General features: G+C 47.2%; 12 protein-coding genes. 8 read left to right on the top strand and 4 right to left on the bottom strand.

The window, feature by feature from the left end; genetic code table 11:
- Positions 1-329 precede the first annotated feature (329 nt).
- The 5 genes from NDA03_RS11395 to NDA03_RS11375 all read left to right on the top strand — a co-directional run bounded on the left by NDA03_RS11395 (position 330) and on the right by NDA03_RS11375 (position 5,325).
- Positions 330-1,739: a nicotinate phosphoribosyltransferase gene (locus tag NDA03_RS11395; RefSeq protein ID WP_348238067.1), complete on the top strand. Its 1,410-nt coding sequence runs from the start codon at positions 330-332 to the stop codon at positions 1,737-1,739.
- Between the two features lie 69 nt (positions 1,740-1,808).
- Positions 1,809-2,396 (top strand): nicotinate-nucleotide adenylyltransferase, encoded by a 588-nt coding sequence (locus NDA03_RS11390; RefSeq protein ID WP_348238066.1) that lies wholly within the window; start codon positions 1,809-1,811, stop codon positions 2,394-2,396.
- Positions 2,369-3,115 (top strand): NUDIX domain-containing protein, encoded by a 747-nt coding sequence (locus tag NDA03_RS11385; protein ID WP_190677236.1) that lies wholly within the window; start codon positions 2,369-2,371, stop codon positions 3,113-3,115. The genes NDA03_RS11390 and NDA03_RS11385 overlap by 28 nt, the downstream gene beginning before the upstream one ends.
- Before the next feature lie 137 nt (positions 3,116-3,252).
- Entirely contained in the window at positions 3,253-3,576 is a 324-nt protein-coding gene (locus NDA03_RS11380) for an isochorismate lyase (RefSeq protein WP_348238065.1), read from the top strand.
- A 57-nt stretch (positions 3,577-3,633) separates the two neighbouring features.
- Positions 3,634-5,325, top strand: a complete 1,692-nt coding sequence (locus NDA03_RS11375; RefSeq protein WP_348238064.1) for an NAD+ synthase — start codon at positions 3,634-3,636, stop codon at positions 5,323-5,325.
- 39 nt (positions 5,326-5,364) lie between these two features.
- Here NDA03_RS11375 and NDA03_RS11370 read toward each other — a convergent pair whose 3' ends face one another.
- Complete coding sequence (locus NDA03_RS11370; protein ID WP_348238063.1) at positions 5,365-6,591, bottom strand: WG repeat-containing protein; 1,227 nt, start codon at positions 6,589-6,591, stop codon at positions 5,365-5,367.
- Between the two features lie 259 nt (positions 6,592-6,850).
- On the opposite strand from NDA03_RS11370, the gene NDA03_RS11365 reads away from it, so the two are divergent.
- A complete protein-coding gene (locus tag NDA03_RS11365; protein ID WP_348238062.1) occupies positions 6,851-8,377 on the top strand; it encodes a site-2 protease family protein in 1,527 nt (508 codons plus the stop codon).
- Between the two features lie 227 nt (positions 8,378-8,604).
- Positions 8,605-8,817, top strand: coding sequence for a hypothetical protein (locus NDA03_RS11360; RefSeq protein ID WP_190410320.1), 213 nt, complete (start codon positions 8,605-8,607; stop codon positions 8,815-8,817).
- A 214-nt stretch (positions 8,818-9,031) separates the two neighbouring features.
- Here NDA03_RS11360 and NDA03_RS11355 read toward each other — a convergent pair whose 3' ends face one another.
- Positions 9,032-10,171: a GDSL-type esterase/lipase family protein gene (locus tag NDA03_RS11355; protein WP_190437808.1), complete on the bottom strand. Its 1,140-nt coding sequence runs from the start codon at positions 10,169-10,171 to the stop codon at positions 9,032-9,034.
- A gap of 1 nt (position 10,172) precedes the next feature.
- Between NDA03_RS11355 and NDA03_RS11350 the strand changes: the two genes are divergently transcribed.
- Positions 10,173-10,304: a hypothetical protein gene (locus NDA03_RS11350; protein ID WP_277877454.1), complete on the top strand. Its 132-nt coding sequence runs from the start codon at positions 10,173-10,175 to the stop codon at positions 10,302-10,304.
- Positions 10,305-10,450: 146 nt separating this feature from the next.
- Here the strand turns inward: NDA03_RS11350 and NDA03_RS11345 are convergent, their stop codons facing one another.
- Positions 10,451-11,638 carry an acyl-CoA dehydrogenase family protein gene (locus tag NDA03_RS11345; RefSeq protein WP_348238061.1) on the bottom strand — a complete coding sequence of 396 codons (1,188 nt, stop codon included), beginning with the start codon at positions 11,636-11,638 and terminating at the stop codon, positions 10,451-10,453.
- A 316-nt stretch (positions 11,639-11,954) separates the two neighbouring features.
- A complete protein-coding gene (locus NDA03_RS11340; RefSeq protein ID WP_348238060.1) occupies positions 11,955-13,028 on the bottom strand; it encodes a class I SAM-dependent methyltransferase in 1,074 nt (357 codons plus the stop codon).
- Positions 13,029-13,278 lie beyond the last annotated feature (250 nt).

Here is a 13,278-nt window from a genome sequence, read left to right as displayed (position 1 = left end):
GCAGTTAGTTTACTTAAGATTTCTAAATACTTTTAAATTCATTTAGATTTTGCACAATTAACGCAAGAAACTGATGGTTGGTGGTTAAGGGCGAATGGGCAACGCCGCCATGCTCTCTCCTGTGTCTTTTTGGCATCAACTGCCCTTTTCTGTAGCTTTTGAGTCAAAATACTATTAAGAATAATGTATATAACCTAAGAATGACCTGAAGATGGCAATAAAGCTCTCTTCAGAAACCATCTTCTTGAAGAACTCATCAAAATGCCTTGACACTATTATGGTGAATATTACTATAATTAGAGAACCCACACTTGCTAGGAAGCAAGACTATGAGAACTTCCGTGGACGGACTTGTAAAGCATCCTGCTAACCTGCTTCAGGAGCCGGTTAGGGTAGAAGATCGGGAACTCGCGATCGCTTCTGAAGATTACAGTCTCTTAACCGACCTGTATCAGCTGACAATGGCAGCTTGCTACACCGGCGAAGGTTTAGATCAAACACGGGCAAGCTTTGAGCTATTTGCGCGGCGTCTACCCGCTGGCTTTGGCTATTTGATTGCGATGGGGTTGGAACAGGCGCTGGACTATCTGGAGAAATTCCGCTTCAGCCCCAGCCAGATAGCGGCTTTGCAAGCGACCGGAATTTTCGATCGGGCACCAGAGCGTTTTTGGTCGCTGTTGGCAGATGCTCGGTTCACTGGCGACGTTTGGGCAGTTCCAGAGGGAACCGCCGTATTCGCTAACGAGCCGCTGCTGCGGGTGGAAGCGCCGCTTTGGCAAGCTCAACTGGTGGAAACCTACCTGCTAAATACGATTAATTATCAAACTTTGGTTGCCACGCGGGCGGCGCGGATACGGGATGTCGCGGGGCCAGAAGCGACGCTGCTGGAATTCGGCACCAGACGCGCTTTTAGCCCCCAAGCGTCTCTGTGGGCAGCCAGGGCGGCATTGGCGGCTGGATTGGACGCGACTTCTAATGTACTGGCAGCGATCAAGTTGGGTCAAAAGCCCAGCGGGACGATGGCTCATGCTTTGGTGATGGCGCTGACATCAACGGCTGGGAGTGAGGGAGAGGCTTTTACCGCCTTCCATCGATATTTTCCGGGTGCGCCGTTGTTGATTGATACCTACGACACAGTTGCCGCTGCCCAAATGCTGGCAGAAAAGATTGACGCCGGAAAAATGCAATTGTCTGGGGTGCGGTTAGATTCTGGTGATTTGGTAGGGTTATCCAAACAAGTGCGATCGCTCTTACCGGATGTTCCCATCTTTGCCAGTGGCGATTTGGATGAGTGGGAAATTGCCCGATTGCAAGCAGAGGGTGCTTGCATTGATGGTTATGGACTGGGAACTCGATTGGTTACAGGAACCCCAGTTAATGGAGTGTATAAACTGGTTGAAATTGATGGCATTCCTGTAATGAAACAGTCGAGTGGCAAGTTAACTTATCCCGGTCGCAAGCAGATTTTTCGCTGCTTTGAGGGCAATTTGATGAAAGCAGATCGATTGGGATTGGTGACGGAAAGTCCGCAGTTTGAGCAGCCTTTGTTGCAGCCGATGTTTAAGCAAGGCGAACGGGTGTTTCTACCAGAATCTTTAGCGGAAATTCGAGAACGGACTGCGATTTCGGTCGCTAGTTTACCAGCGGAGACTCGCCAATTGGATTCGCCTGGGTCGCCGTCGGTGGAGGTTTCAGCTGCACTGCTGGAGTTGATGGAAAAAACTCGTCGTTCTGGTTAAGGATTTGAGAACGAACCGCAAAGACGCAAAGGACACGAAGAAAAAGGAAGAAGAGGAATTAGGAAGATAATGAGAATTGCTTTGTTTGGTACGAGTGCTGACCCGCCAACTTCTGGGCATCAAGCGATTTTGAAATGGCTGTCGCAACACTATGATTGGGTAGCGGTTTGGGCGTCGAATAACCCGTTTAAATCGCATCAAACACCGCTAGAACATCGCTCAACAATGCTACGGTTGCTGATTGAGGAAATTCATCCGAGTTGCCACAATATTGGGCTGTATCCGGAATTCAGTAGCCCTAGAACTCTGGAGACGGTGCAGAAGGCTAGGCAATGCTGGGGGATGTCAGCAGATTTTACCGTCGTCATTGGTTCGGATTTAGTAAACCAGATGCCGCGTTGGTATAGAGTTGAAGATTTATTGCAGCAAGTGCAACTGCTTGTGGTGCCTAGACCAGGATATGCGATAGATGACTCTGATTTGGAAGCGCTGAGGCAACTAGGAGCGCAGATTGCGATCGCTGACATCAAACCACCGGCGGTTTCTTCCACAGCTTATCGTGAGAATGGCAACAGACAAGCCTTGACGACGACCGTTGAGGATTATATTCACAGAGAACGTTTATACGAATGCGAGGACGCAGCTCGAAAAAGATAGGAGATTCGGTAAAAAAACCGGCATTAGCGGATTTTAAAGTCGGAGTCGATAACGTGATTTTCTCAGTCGATACGGCGCAAAACCGACTATTAGTTTTGTTAGTAATGCGGCAGGACGAACCTTTTTCCGATCGGTGGAGTTTGCCCGGTACTTTAGTGCGGCAAGGGGAATCTTTAGAAGATGCCGCCTATCGGATTTTGGCTGAAAAGATTCGCGTGAAAAATCTGTACCTAGAGCAGTTATACACCTTTGGCGGGCCTGGACGAGATCCGAGAGAATGCGAAGAAAGTTACGGGGTTCGTTATCTTTCGGTCAGTTATTTTGCTTTGGTACGATTTGAAGAAGCTGAATTAATTGCCGATGGAGTGAGTGGAATTGCCTGGTATCCTTTAGAGCAAGTGCCACAATTAGCCTTTGACCATCATAAAATCTTAGAGTATGGTCATCGGCGTCTGCGAAATAAATTGGAATATAGCCCAGTCGCCTTTGAAGTGTTGCCGGAGTTGTTTACTTTGAGTGACTTGTATCAGCTTTACACGACCGTTTTAGGTGAAAATTTCTCGGATTATTCTAATTTTCGCGCCCGACTCTTGAAGCTGGGTTTTCTTTACGATACCAAAGTCAAAGTCTCGCGAGGGGCGGGGCGTCCGGCGAGTTTGTATCGATTTGATGCTGAAGCGTTTGCTCCGTTTAAGGATAAACCGTTGGTATTTATTTAAACGCAAAGGTAGCGCTGTCGCGCCGCTTCGCTAACGTAAAGGTTCGCGCCAAAGTTCGCTAAGTTAAGAAAAAAGCAAATTCACTCTAACTCGGTGTTATCTTTGGCGGTTAAAAAGAAATGAAAGGAAAATAAACGATGCAAGATTTAGAGGAATTTTCAAATAGCAAAGAACCCAAAGATTGCTTAAGCCTCGAAGACATTCGCCAGGAAATTGATAGGATTGATTTCCAAATTACCGCAGCTTTTGGTAAACGATTTGAATATGTAAAAGCGGCAGCAAAGTTTAAAACAGACGAAACCAGCGTGAAAGCTCCAGAAAGGGTTAAGTCGATGTTGCAGCAAAGACGCCTTTGGGCTGAAGAACAAGGCTTAAATCCAGATGTAATTGAAAAACTATATCAAGATTTGGTGAATTATTTTATGGATGAAGAATTAAAAAATTGGCAATCTAAATCTTAATGACTGTGAGTGAAAAATTAGTTTAAATAATCAGAACGACGCAGGTGATAACTGAATATGAAAATTGCGATCGCTCAACTCAACCCCACAATTGGCAACCTCACCGGCAATGCCCAACAAATTCTAGAGGCGGCAAGACAGGCAACTCAGCAAGGTGCCCGTTTGTTGCTGACGCCGGAACTCTCTTTGTGCGGCTATCCGCCACGAGATTTGCTGCTGAATCCCGGCTTCGTCGAGTCTATGGCAACGGTGTTGCAGCAGCTAGCAAAGGATTTGCCACCCAATTTAGCGGTGTTGGTGGGTACGGTAGACCCAAATCCGGAGGCGCACGCCGCTGGAGGTAAACCGTTATTTAATAGTATTGCCTGCTTAGAACAGGGCAAAATACAGCAAATTTTTCACAAGCGACTGTTGCCCAGCTACGATGTTTTTGACGAATATCGATATTTTGAACCGGGACTTCAGCCAAATTCTTTTACGCTCGATAATCTCCGCATTGGCGTCACAATCTGCGAAGATTTGTGGAACGATGAGGAATTTTGGGGAAAGCGTAGCTATGCAGTGAATCCGATTGCTGACTTAGCTCAATTGGGTGTAGATTTGGTGGTGAATTTGTCAGCTTCTCCCTATAGTGTTGGCAAGCATCACTTGCGAGAAGCAATGTTGCGTCATAGTACTGTCCGTTACCGCCAACCAAGCATTTACATCAATCAGGTTGGAGGAAATGATGACTTAATTTTTGATGGTAGCAGTTTCGCTTTGAATCACGCCGGGGAAGTGGTGTGTCGTGCCCTTCGTTTTGAGACGGATTTGGTACTGCTGGAATTTGATGAGGAAAAGCGGGATTTAATCTCCCCCTCAGCAACCAAGGATAACGGGGGAGTCGCACCGCTTGCAGCTAGTGAAGACGAAGAAATTTGGGCGGCGTTGGTGTTGGGAGTGAGAGACTATGCCCGCAAGTGTGGCTTTTCCAAAGTTACGCTTGGCTTGAGTGGTGGAGTGGATTCGGCGTTGGTAGCAGCGATCGCATCCGCCGCTTTAGGGGCAGAAAATGTATTCGGCGTCCTGATGCCTTCGCCCTACAGTTCCGATCATTCTGTCGAAGATGCGCTGAAATTAGCCCAAAAACTGGGTATTGCTACTCAAACTTTAGCGATTGGGCAACTGATGCAGGGTTACGACCAAACGTTAGAACCTCTGTTTGCTGGAACCGCTTTTGGACTTGCGGAAGAGAATATTCAATCGCGGATTCGAGGCAATTTATTAATGGCGATCGCGAACAAGTTTGGCTATCTCCTCCTTTCTACGGGTAACAAGTCAGAAATGGCGGTTGGTTACTGTACGCTTTATGGCGATATGAATGGGGGATTAGCGGTGATTGCTGATGTACCGAAAACTCGCGTTTATTCTCTATGCAATTGGCTGAATCGTAACGGTGAAATTATTCCGACGAATATCCTCACGAAACCGCCAAGTGCCGAACTAAAACCCGGTCAAGTCGATCAAGATTCTCTACCCTCTTATGACATTCTGGATGATATTTTGCAGCGATTAATTCACGAACATCAATCAACTGCTCAAATTATCGAAGCTGGTCACGATCCAGTCGTTGTCAATAAAGTGATGCAATTAGTGGCGCGTGCCGAATTTAAGCGGCGACAAGCACCGCCTGGACTGAAAATTACCGATCGGGCTTTTGGCACCGGCTGGCGAATGCCGATTGCGAGTCGTTGGAGTGCGATCGCATGACGTGGAGTTGATTTTTAGGAACTAACAATCTTGGCTTTTTTATCGGCTGATATAGCCCCACTGACTGCCAATTCTTACGGGTGCCAGCCCTTCTTGAAAGGAACCAGCCGCATCAAATTGTGGCTTGATGACTGTTTTGCCAGTCTTGTCCATATATCCATACTTCCCGCCAATTTCTACCGCAATTAGTCCTTCGGAAAAACCACCGCGATCGCGTACTTCATTAAACTGCGGCGGAATCACAATTTTTCCGGTTTTGTCCATATAGCCATATTTACCGCCCCTTGAGATTAGTGCCACTCCATCCTCGAAACTGCCCGCATAATGAGACTGCGGCGGGAGAACTAACTTCCCAGTTTTATCGATATAGCCAGTCTTTTTGTCAACTGTTACTGCTGCTAAATCTTCGTTTTGGGAAAAGGGAGAAGCATACTCAAATTGCGCCTGGATGACAAACTTCCCAGTTTTGTCAATATAACCCCAATGCTGAGGAATTTTACTGCCCATAGCTACGGGTGCTAGCCCTTGGGAAAAGCCATCATTTGTCCCATCAAATTGTGGCTTGATGACTCGATTTCCGCCTGTGTCAATAAAGCCCATCTTTAACTTATTATCAAATACCGCTGCTCGCCCTTCTTTAAAGGGATAAGCTTGTTTATACTGCGGTTTAATAACTATCTTGCCCGTCTTGTCAATATAGCCTTCTTGATTGCCAACTCTGACGGATGCCAACCCTTCTGAAAAGTTCTGAGCAGCGGCAAACTGCGGTTTAATAACCAGATTGCGATTCGTGTCAATATAACCCCACTTACCGCCAATACTGGTTGGCGCAAGTCCTTCTGAAAATTGTAAAACTTGCTCAAATGGTGGATTGATAATGACCATTTTTCCAGTCTTATCAATATAGCCGAACTGATTGCCGATTTTTGCGGCTGCCATCCCTTGTTCAAATTTTTCAGCAAAATCAAACTGCGGCTTAATGACAATATTGCCAGTCTTATCGATATAACCTTTTTTTCCGTTACTCGTGACGACTGCTAGACCTTCTGAGAAGTTTTCAGCAGCCTCAAATTGCGGCTTAATAACGCGATCGCCAGTGCTGTCATTTTTTAGCGCTAAAGACGGCGATGAAGCTTGAGAGGGTTGCTGGGTGGATTTTAGGGAACTGACACAGGCGGTAAGCGGAACGATGCCCAAGGCGATCGCGATTAATCCCAGTCTAATTAACTGACTAAAATTCTTATCTTCTAACTTTTTAAATAGCATAGGGTTTCTAGTAGGTAAATATTGGCGTTAATCTCAACCAAGTTTATTTGGTATTTATTTGGCATTCAAGAAATTTAAGCTGAGTGCGACTCGCTCGAATATTGCACTGTATTTAGGGTGGTGTGGAGATGGCTGGATGAATCTCTCGCAGAGATTGAAATCATTTCCCGACCGAGAGCCAAGAGTAACCTTGAATCCTTATCAGAAATTGAAATACAGTAGACTGGTTGGCTATAGCTGCTACGGCTCCTCATCAAAAATGTTTACTGGATCGGAAACTACGGCGACAGTTTTAATTGTGCTGGTGGCTTTAGGCATCCTGGGTTGGGGCTTCTACCGTGCCAAGTCATTCGGCAAACTCGGCATCTTAGCTTGGTTGCAGTCAGTGGTGTTGATGTCTCCCTGGCTGTTGTTTTTTGGATTGTTCGCGGCGGGGATTTATCTCAACCTGGTGAGCATCTTGTTTATGTTGATAGCCTCCGCTGGGTTGTACATCTTCATCGGAAATAAACTGCGAGCAGCCGGTCAGGATGCCATACTGCGGGAGCGGGTCTTGAAAATGGTGCAAGAATCCAACCCGATAGAAGATACTGCTGAAGAAAATGGGGGAGAGACAGCAGTGGCGACGCCAAAAGAGGCGAAAAATGCCGTTACCCAAGAAGTGGTTCCCATTCCAGATGAAGACTTAAAAAACATCCAAGGAATTTTTGGCATCGATACCTTCTTTGCCACCGAAAGCATTCCTTATCAGGAAGGAGCCATCTTCAAGGGCAATCTGCGGGGAGAACCTGCGGCGGTTCATTCCCGCTTGTCTGCGAGTTTGCACGAGAGATTGGGCGATCGCTATCGGCTATTTTTAGTAGAAAATCCGGAAGAGAAGCCGGTGGTGATTGTTCTCCCCAGCACCAACGATCCGAAACCAGCAACCTTACCGCAGAACATCTTGGCAGGCGTTCTCGTCGTGGCGACCATTGCCGCTAGCTTAGAGACGGCGGGAATTTTCCTCGGCTTTGATTTCTTCAGCAATCCAAGCCGCATTGGAGAAGTTCTGCCCATCAGTGCCGGAATCTGGGTGATTTTAGTGACTCACGAACTCGGTCACTGGTTCCTAGCTCGTCGTCACAATATTCGCCTAAGTTTTCCTTTTTTCATCCCATCCGCACAGATTGGCTCGTTTGGGGCGATTACTCGGTTTGAATCGCTATTACCCAATCGCACAGTGCTGTTTGATATCGCTTTAGCTGGCCCTGCTGCTGGTGGCATTGTTTCCCTATTGATGCTAATCGTCGGTTTAATTCTTTCCCACGAAGGCAGTCTATTTAAGGTGCCATCGGAGTTTTTTCAGGGATCAATTTTGGTGGGTACTCTAGCACGGGTTGTCCTTGGTTCTAGTCTTCAGCAAACCCTGGTTGATGTCCACCCGCTGACGATTATCGGTTGGCTGGGTTTGGTGGTAACAGCGTTCAACTTGATGCCAGCGGGAATGCTCGATGGGGGTCGAATCGTCCAGGCAATCTACGGACGCCAAATCGCTCGACGCGCTACCGTCGCCACGTTAATTTTGCTGGGAATTATCTCTCTGGTGAATCCGACGAATCCTTTGCTGCTGTACTGGGCGATTGTAATTCTGTTCTTGCAACGGGGTCTAGAACGCCCTAGCTTGAATGAGATTTCCGAACCCGATGATGCGCGAGCTGCTTTGGGGCTGTTGGCTCTGTTTTTAACAGTGGCAACTCTCCTCCCTCTCACTCCCGGCTTAGCAGGACGCTTGGGCATTGGGGGATAGGCATTGGGGAGCGAATTGGGAATGGGTGAATATTCTCTCCTCACCTATTCCCTGTCTCCCACTCAGCCCTATCAGGAGGAATGCAAAGAAGTTTAAACAGTCCCGGAGAGGATTTAACATTTCTTAAACAATTTCCCTGAAAACGATTAAACTTCATTGCAAAATTAGAAGAGACTATGAACGGTGTGATAACTTCGTTAAGGTTGACAAACGGCTGAGAGATAACGATGGAGAACACAATAAACGTGCCTTTACAGCAATCCTCAACTCCTTCATTTCGTGAAGATTTTAGTGAGTACGTGGCGCATCTACAGCTTCACATGGCGTTACAAGCGCGCAACCTAGTTCCCACTCTCACCAAGGCTGTTGATAGCCGCGAGCAGCTATTGCAGCAAACTCAGGCGGATATTGAAAAGCTAATTTCTCGTCAAGGCATCTAATTCGGCTAATTTTGATTGGCTGATAAATTGATAGCTGCGCAATTATTTCTAACAATTTTTTGAAACTCCACTGAACTTAGTTTGACAATCAGAGCTTTATCGCTCTGATTTTTTTATGGATTGAATTGCTAAGTAGAGGCATGGCAGGCATGATAGGTATGCCTTTAGGGGCGTGTTTGTGCCATGCCCCTACAAAACGTAAATTTTTTACCAGTTAATTTAATCCAGATAAATCAGAGAGACGCGATCGCTTTACTGAGTTATCAGCACGCACATTATTCCGATTCAGCGCAATTACCGATTCTGCCTGTTGGAGTGCCGATTGCCAAACTTCATATCCTCGACCGCTCAAATGCAGCCCATCCGTCGTTAAGTCCACACGCAAATTTCCTTCAACATCGCTAAAGCGAGAGTGAATATCTAGATAGCCTGCACCCTGTTGTTGAGCAAGGATAGCCAGTTGTTGGTTAAGGTTACGAATTCGGCGGTTTGGGATGGTGTTGATCCGGGTGGGAAGAATGGATTGCACGATGACTGAGCTGCGAGGATGCTCTTGTCGTAAGCGGCGAACAATTTGGCGAAGATTATCGAGAATTGTTTCATCCGTTGCACCTTGGCGTAAATCGTTGATGCCAGCTAAAACGTAAATAACATCGGGACGAGTTTGGGAAAAAGCAGACAATCTTTTCAAGATGCCACGGGAATTATCCCCAGAAATTCCCTGATTCAGCCACAAACTCCCCCCAGGAAGACGTTCTTGGGGAAACCACAATGAGAGAGAATCTCCCACTAATACGGAAAGACGGTTGGAACCTTGACCTTGAGAAACTGCTCTCGCTTCCTTTGCCAGTAGGCGTTTCCACTGTTCATAGCTAGGTTTTTGTAAAGCCAGTGCTTTAGTACCTGCTTGGTTCGCCCAGTATGACTGAAAGCTATCAACAGGTAGACGAGTATAAATCTTGCCTGCTTTCAGAGCAGCTAATCTTTGGTAAAAAAGTTGACTGCCAGATGCCGGTTTTGTCGTTGCTGTATCCGGTTTCAGCTTCGCTTGTAGGGAGGGTTTCAGTTCTGTCGCGGCTTGAGCTGCTGTCGGTGCTAAGGCTGTAGTAATGGTTAGTGTGTCAGTCCCCTGGAAAGGATTAGTCTGCGAAATCAACTGCTGGCTAAATTCCGGAGAGGTGATTTCAATGGTCGGGACGATTTTCTGAGCCACCAGTGGCTCAAAGGTACTCGACTCACTGGAATGCCATAACGCTAACAGGTTGTCAGGCTGTGGAGGTAGCACGGGTGGGGGCGGGGCGGCTATTTGCCCACCGCTTAACAAACTTACCGCCAACAGATAAGGATCGCCCATTGTGTCTCTACTCCTTCACTTGTGCCTTCCTTTCCCTTTGACAGGGATTATTGGTTGGAGTCAGGAATTTTTAGGAGAAGCGATCGCTTTCTGTTGGCAAGACGCAGGAGCGATCGCGTTTAAACTCCTCTAAAGTGACGTCATACACGAGTCATTTGTCAAGCGCATTCAAAAATAAGCCAAAAAAATAAGTCAAAAGTCGATTTGTGCGCCCTAGGAATCGACTTTTGACTATCTACTTGCAAGCAAGCCAGACTAGGGAATGCGATCGCATTCCGGTTACGAATACTGCGATATCATTGGCAGTTCCTGATTGAGAACCCAATTGCCAATATCTCGCAGCTTGTAGTCCACTGGGTCATGCAGGGTAAACGTCCGCAAATCGCGCCAGTAGCGGTCGAAGCCGTATTTCGCAGCAGTGGAACGAGCGCCCATGACTTCAAAGATGCGGGTGGTGATATCCAAGCCAACTTTAGTGGTAAAAGCTTTAGCAGTATAAACAGCGATCGCAACTTCACCCCGTTCCTCATGAGTGAGCGCCTGTCCCTTTTCCCATGCCGTCTGTACCTGCTGCGCTGCCTGACGGCAGAGCGCGATCGCTGCCTTTAGCTCAGTCCATAGCTCACCATAGTGCTGCAAAATGTAGGGATCTTTCGATGCCCGATCGACGCCTGAGGTCATCCAGGGTCGAGTCATCGTCGTCGTGTAATCCCTTGCCGCTTCCAAGGCACCTTCGGCAATTCCCAGATAGACATGGGTTTTCGCCAACTGATTCACCACGAACAAGAGGGTAGAAAAGGCACCCTCTGGAGATGGAGGTGGGCCAAGAATTTCATCCGGGTTCACCAAGACGTTGTGGAAGGTGAAACTACCGCTAGCGGTGCAGCGTTGTCCCATATTGTCCCAGTCGTTGTTGTAGACAATGCCTTCTCGATCCTTGGGAAGGATAAAGGCAATCGGATGATCGACCCCGTCTTGCACGGCGGCGAATACACGAATATCCGCTGCTGCCACTCCGGTGCCAAAAGTCTTAGTTCCATTTACCCGGAAGCGATCGCCTTCTGGCTCAATTTTGAGGCGAGTGTCCCGCGTGTTAAATGCATTTCCCCAAAACAAGTGATGTTGGGCAGTAGCTCGATAGTAGCGTTCTGCTTGAGCGGGGGTGCCGCTCACCTGACCCACCACTGATAAGATTAGCTGATTGCAGTAGAGTTGCCCCGTAGAACCATCTGCTTTAGCAATTTCCTGAAGAACCTTGTAAGCTTCTACCCAGGTTGCGCCAATACCGCCATATTCTCGCGGTACAACCAGAGGTAACAGTCCTGCTTCTCGGAGTCGTCGTACTTCTTCATGGGGGATACCTGCTTGGCGATCGCGCTCAACGGCACTCGCTGCCAATTCTTGGGAGAGAGCAGACGCGATCGCTGCATAATCTTTCAATTCGATGCGGTTTAGTAATGTAGTCATGGTTTTTTCTCCTTTTTACTTGTCTTTTGTAGTAGATAATTTCTGAACTGGTTGCGAGGCTTGATTTAAAACAACCAGTGAAGAGAACTGTTTCGTAGTTAGCAATAGCGAGTCACTGCTACCAGGTTTTTGGTAACGCCAAGCAAATGCACAGAGTTTGCACATAGGATTTTCTAGCTTTCAATGGTTTTCAGAATTGAAGGTTGGTGTTACATAGTTTTTTAGCGATTCACTTTCTTGCCGCTACATTTGTGATTTTTTCTGTATCCCCCCAATTGATGGCAGGGATTTAATCCAGACAATTCGTAAAACGGGTTTAATTCTTCCGCACAATGTAGTAATTGTTTTGAAAATCATGAGCGAGTTGCTTGATTTCCACGCTAGTGAAACCGGCATCTTCCAGCATTTCCAATGCTTTCTCCTGACCCCACATGGCACCAAGCCCCATGCCTCCTGCGGCAAGGGATACAGTCATGCAGTGCATACAAGAAATGGTGTAAAGTAACGGCCCTGCCGGATGATCGAGATTGCCATCAACATAACCGGAGGCACGAATATCCTGCATCAAATAAATGCCATCCGGACGCAGTGCTTGGGCAATTCCTCGCAACACTAGATCGGGCTGAGCTTGGTCGTGAATGGCGTCAAAGGTAGCGATGAAATCGTAGTTTTTAACTTCATCCAGGGTGGCAGCATCTTTTACTTGAAAGCGGATATTTGCAAGATTGAGGCGTTGGACTTCGGTTTGCGCGATCGCGATCGCTTCTTCTGAGAAGTCGTAGCCTGTAAACCGACTATTCGGAAATTCCTTCGCCATTTTGGTGATGGCACGACCGCTCCCACACCCCACATCCAGCACATTAATTCCTTTCTCAAGTGCCTCAATCAGTCCGGGAATTAAGGGCAAAATGTGGTCATTCAGCGCCGCAACGACCGTTTGACCGCTATCTTCCGCCATCACTTGATGAAAACGCTTGAAAGCAGAATAGGGAACCCCACCACCCTTGTAAAAGCAGTCGATGATTTGCTCCTCAACACTTCCTAACAAAGGGATGTATTGGGAAAATGCCGCAATATTGTCAGGACTGGAAGCCCGCGTTAAGAATGCGGCGTGTTCTAGAGGCAAATCGTAGGTATTCTTAGCTGGATTGTATTCCACAAAGCCACCCGTAACCATTGCTCCCAACCATTCGCGCACGTACCGCTCATTCAACCCCGCTGCGTCTGCAATCTGTTGGCTTGTAGAAGGCGGTAGTTCAGCCATCCTGTCAAATAGCCCAGTTCTGTGACCGATAGACGTCATCAGAGCGATCGCGCCACTGTTGAGAATGTCAAGCATCCGTCCCGCAAACGCTTCTGCTTTTGTTTGGTCTAGGGTAAGTGTTGTCATAGAATCCTCGTGATGATTTTCAAGTTTGAATGTGTTATTCAGAGTGCGATCGCAAAAACTTAGATTTCTGTTGCACTCTTCAGCGGAGTTAGAGGAGCTGATAGGTAGCATTCCGAAGAGAAATAGATATAAGAAAAACGGAGGGTATTCGCAGGAATTCAACCCAAGCTGTGTGTCTCTTCAGGATTTGTTCGATATCCTCTATGAATGTTTTTTGGTATATGAACAAGCTATCAAGGCAAGCGTTCCG

The sequence above is a fragment of the Trichocoleus sp. Lan genome (assembly GCF_039961855.1).
Classification (GTDB): domain Bacteria; phylum Cyanobacteriota; class Cyanobacteriia; order Cyanobacteriales; family FACHB-T130; genus FACHB-T130.
This window is presented reverse-complemented; position numbering and strand designations above follow the sequence as displayed.

Coding starts and splice junctions, on each gene's coding strand:
- NDA03_RS11395 (WP_348238067.1), top strand. CDS start 330: ATGAGAACTTCCGTGGACGGACTTGTAAAGCATCCTGCTAACCTGCTT.
- NDA03_RS11390 (WP_348238066.1), top strand. CDS start 1,809: ATGAGAATTGCTTTGTTTGGTACGAGTGCTGACCCGCCAACTTCTGGG.
- NDA03_RS11385 (WP_190677236.1), top strand. CDS start 2,369: ATGCGAGGACGCAGCTCGAAAAAGATAGGAGATTCGGTAAAAAAACCG.
- NDA03_RS11380 (WP_348238065.1), top strand. CDS start 3,253: ATGCAAGATTTAGAGGAATTTTCAAATAGCAAAGAACCCAAAGATTGC.
- NDA03_RS11375 (WP_348238064.1), top strand. CDS start 3,634: ATGAAAATTGCGATCGCTCAACTCAACCCCACAATTGGCAACCTCACC.
- NDA03_RS11370 (WP_348238063.1), bottom strand. CDS start 6,591: ATGCTATTTAAAAAGTTAGAAGATAAGAATTTTAGTCAGTTAATTAGA.
- NDA03_RS11365 (WP_348238062.1), top strand. CDS start 6,851: ATGTTTACTGGATCGGAAACTACGGCGACAGTTTTAATTGTGCTGGTG.
- NDA03_RS11360 (WP_190410320.1), top strand. CDS start 8,605: ATGGAGAACACAATAAACGTGCCTTTACAGCAATCCTCAACTCCTTCA.
- NDA03_RS11355 (WP_190437808.1), bottom strand. CDS start 10,171: ATGGGCGATCCTTATCTGTTGGCGGTAAGTTTGTTAAGCGGTGGGCAA.
- NDA03_RS11345 (WP_348238061.1), bottom strand. CDS start 11,638: ATGACTACATTACTAAACCGCATCGAATTGAAAGATTATGCAGCGATC.
- NDA03_RS11340 (WP_348238060.1), bottom strand. CDS start 13,028: ATGACAACACTTACCCTAGACCAAACAAAAGCAGAAGCGTTTGCGGGA.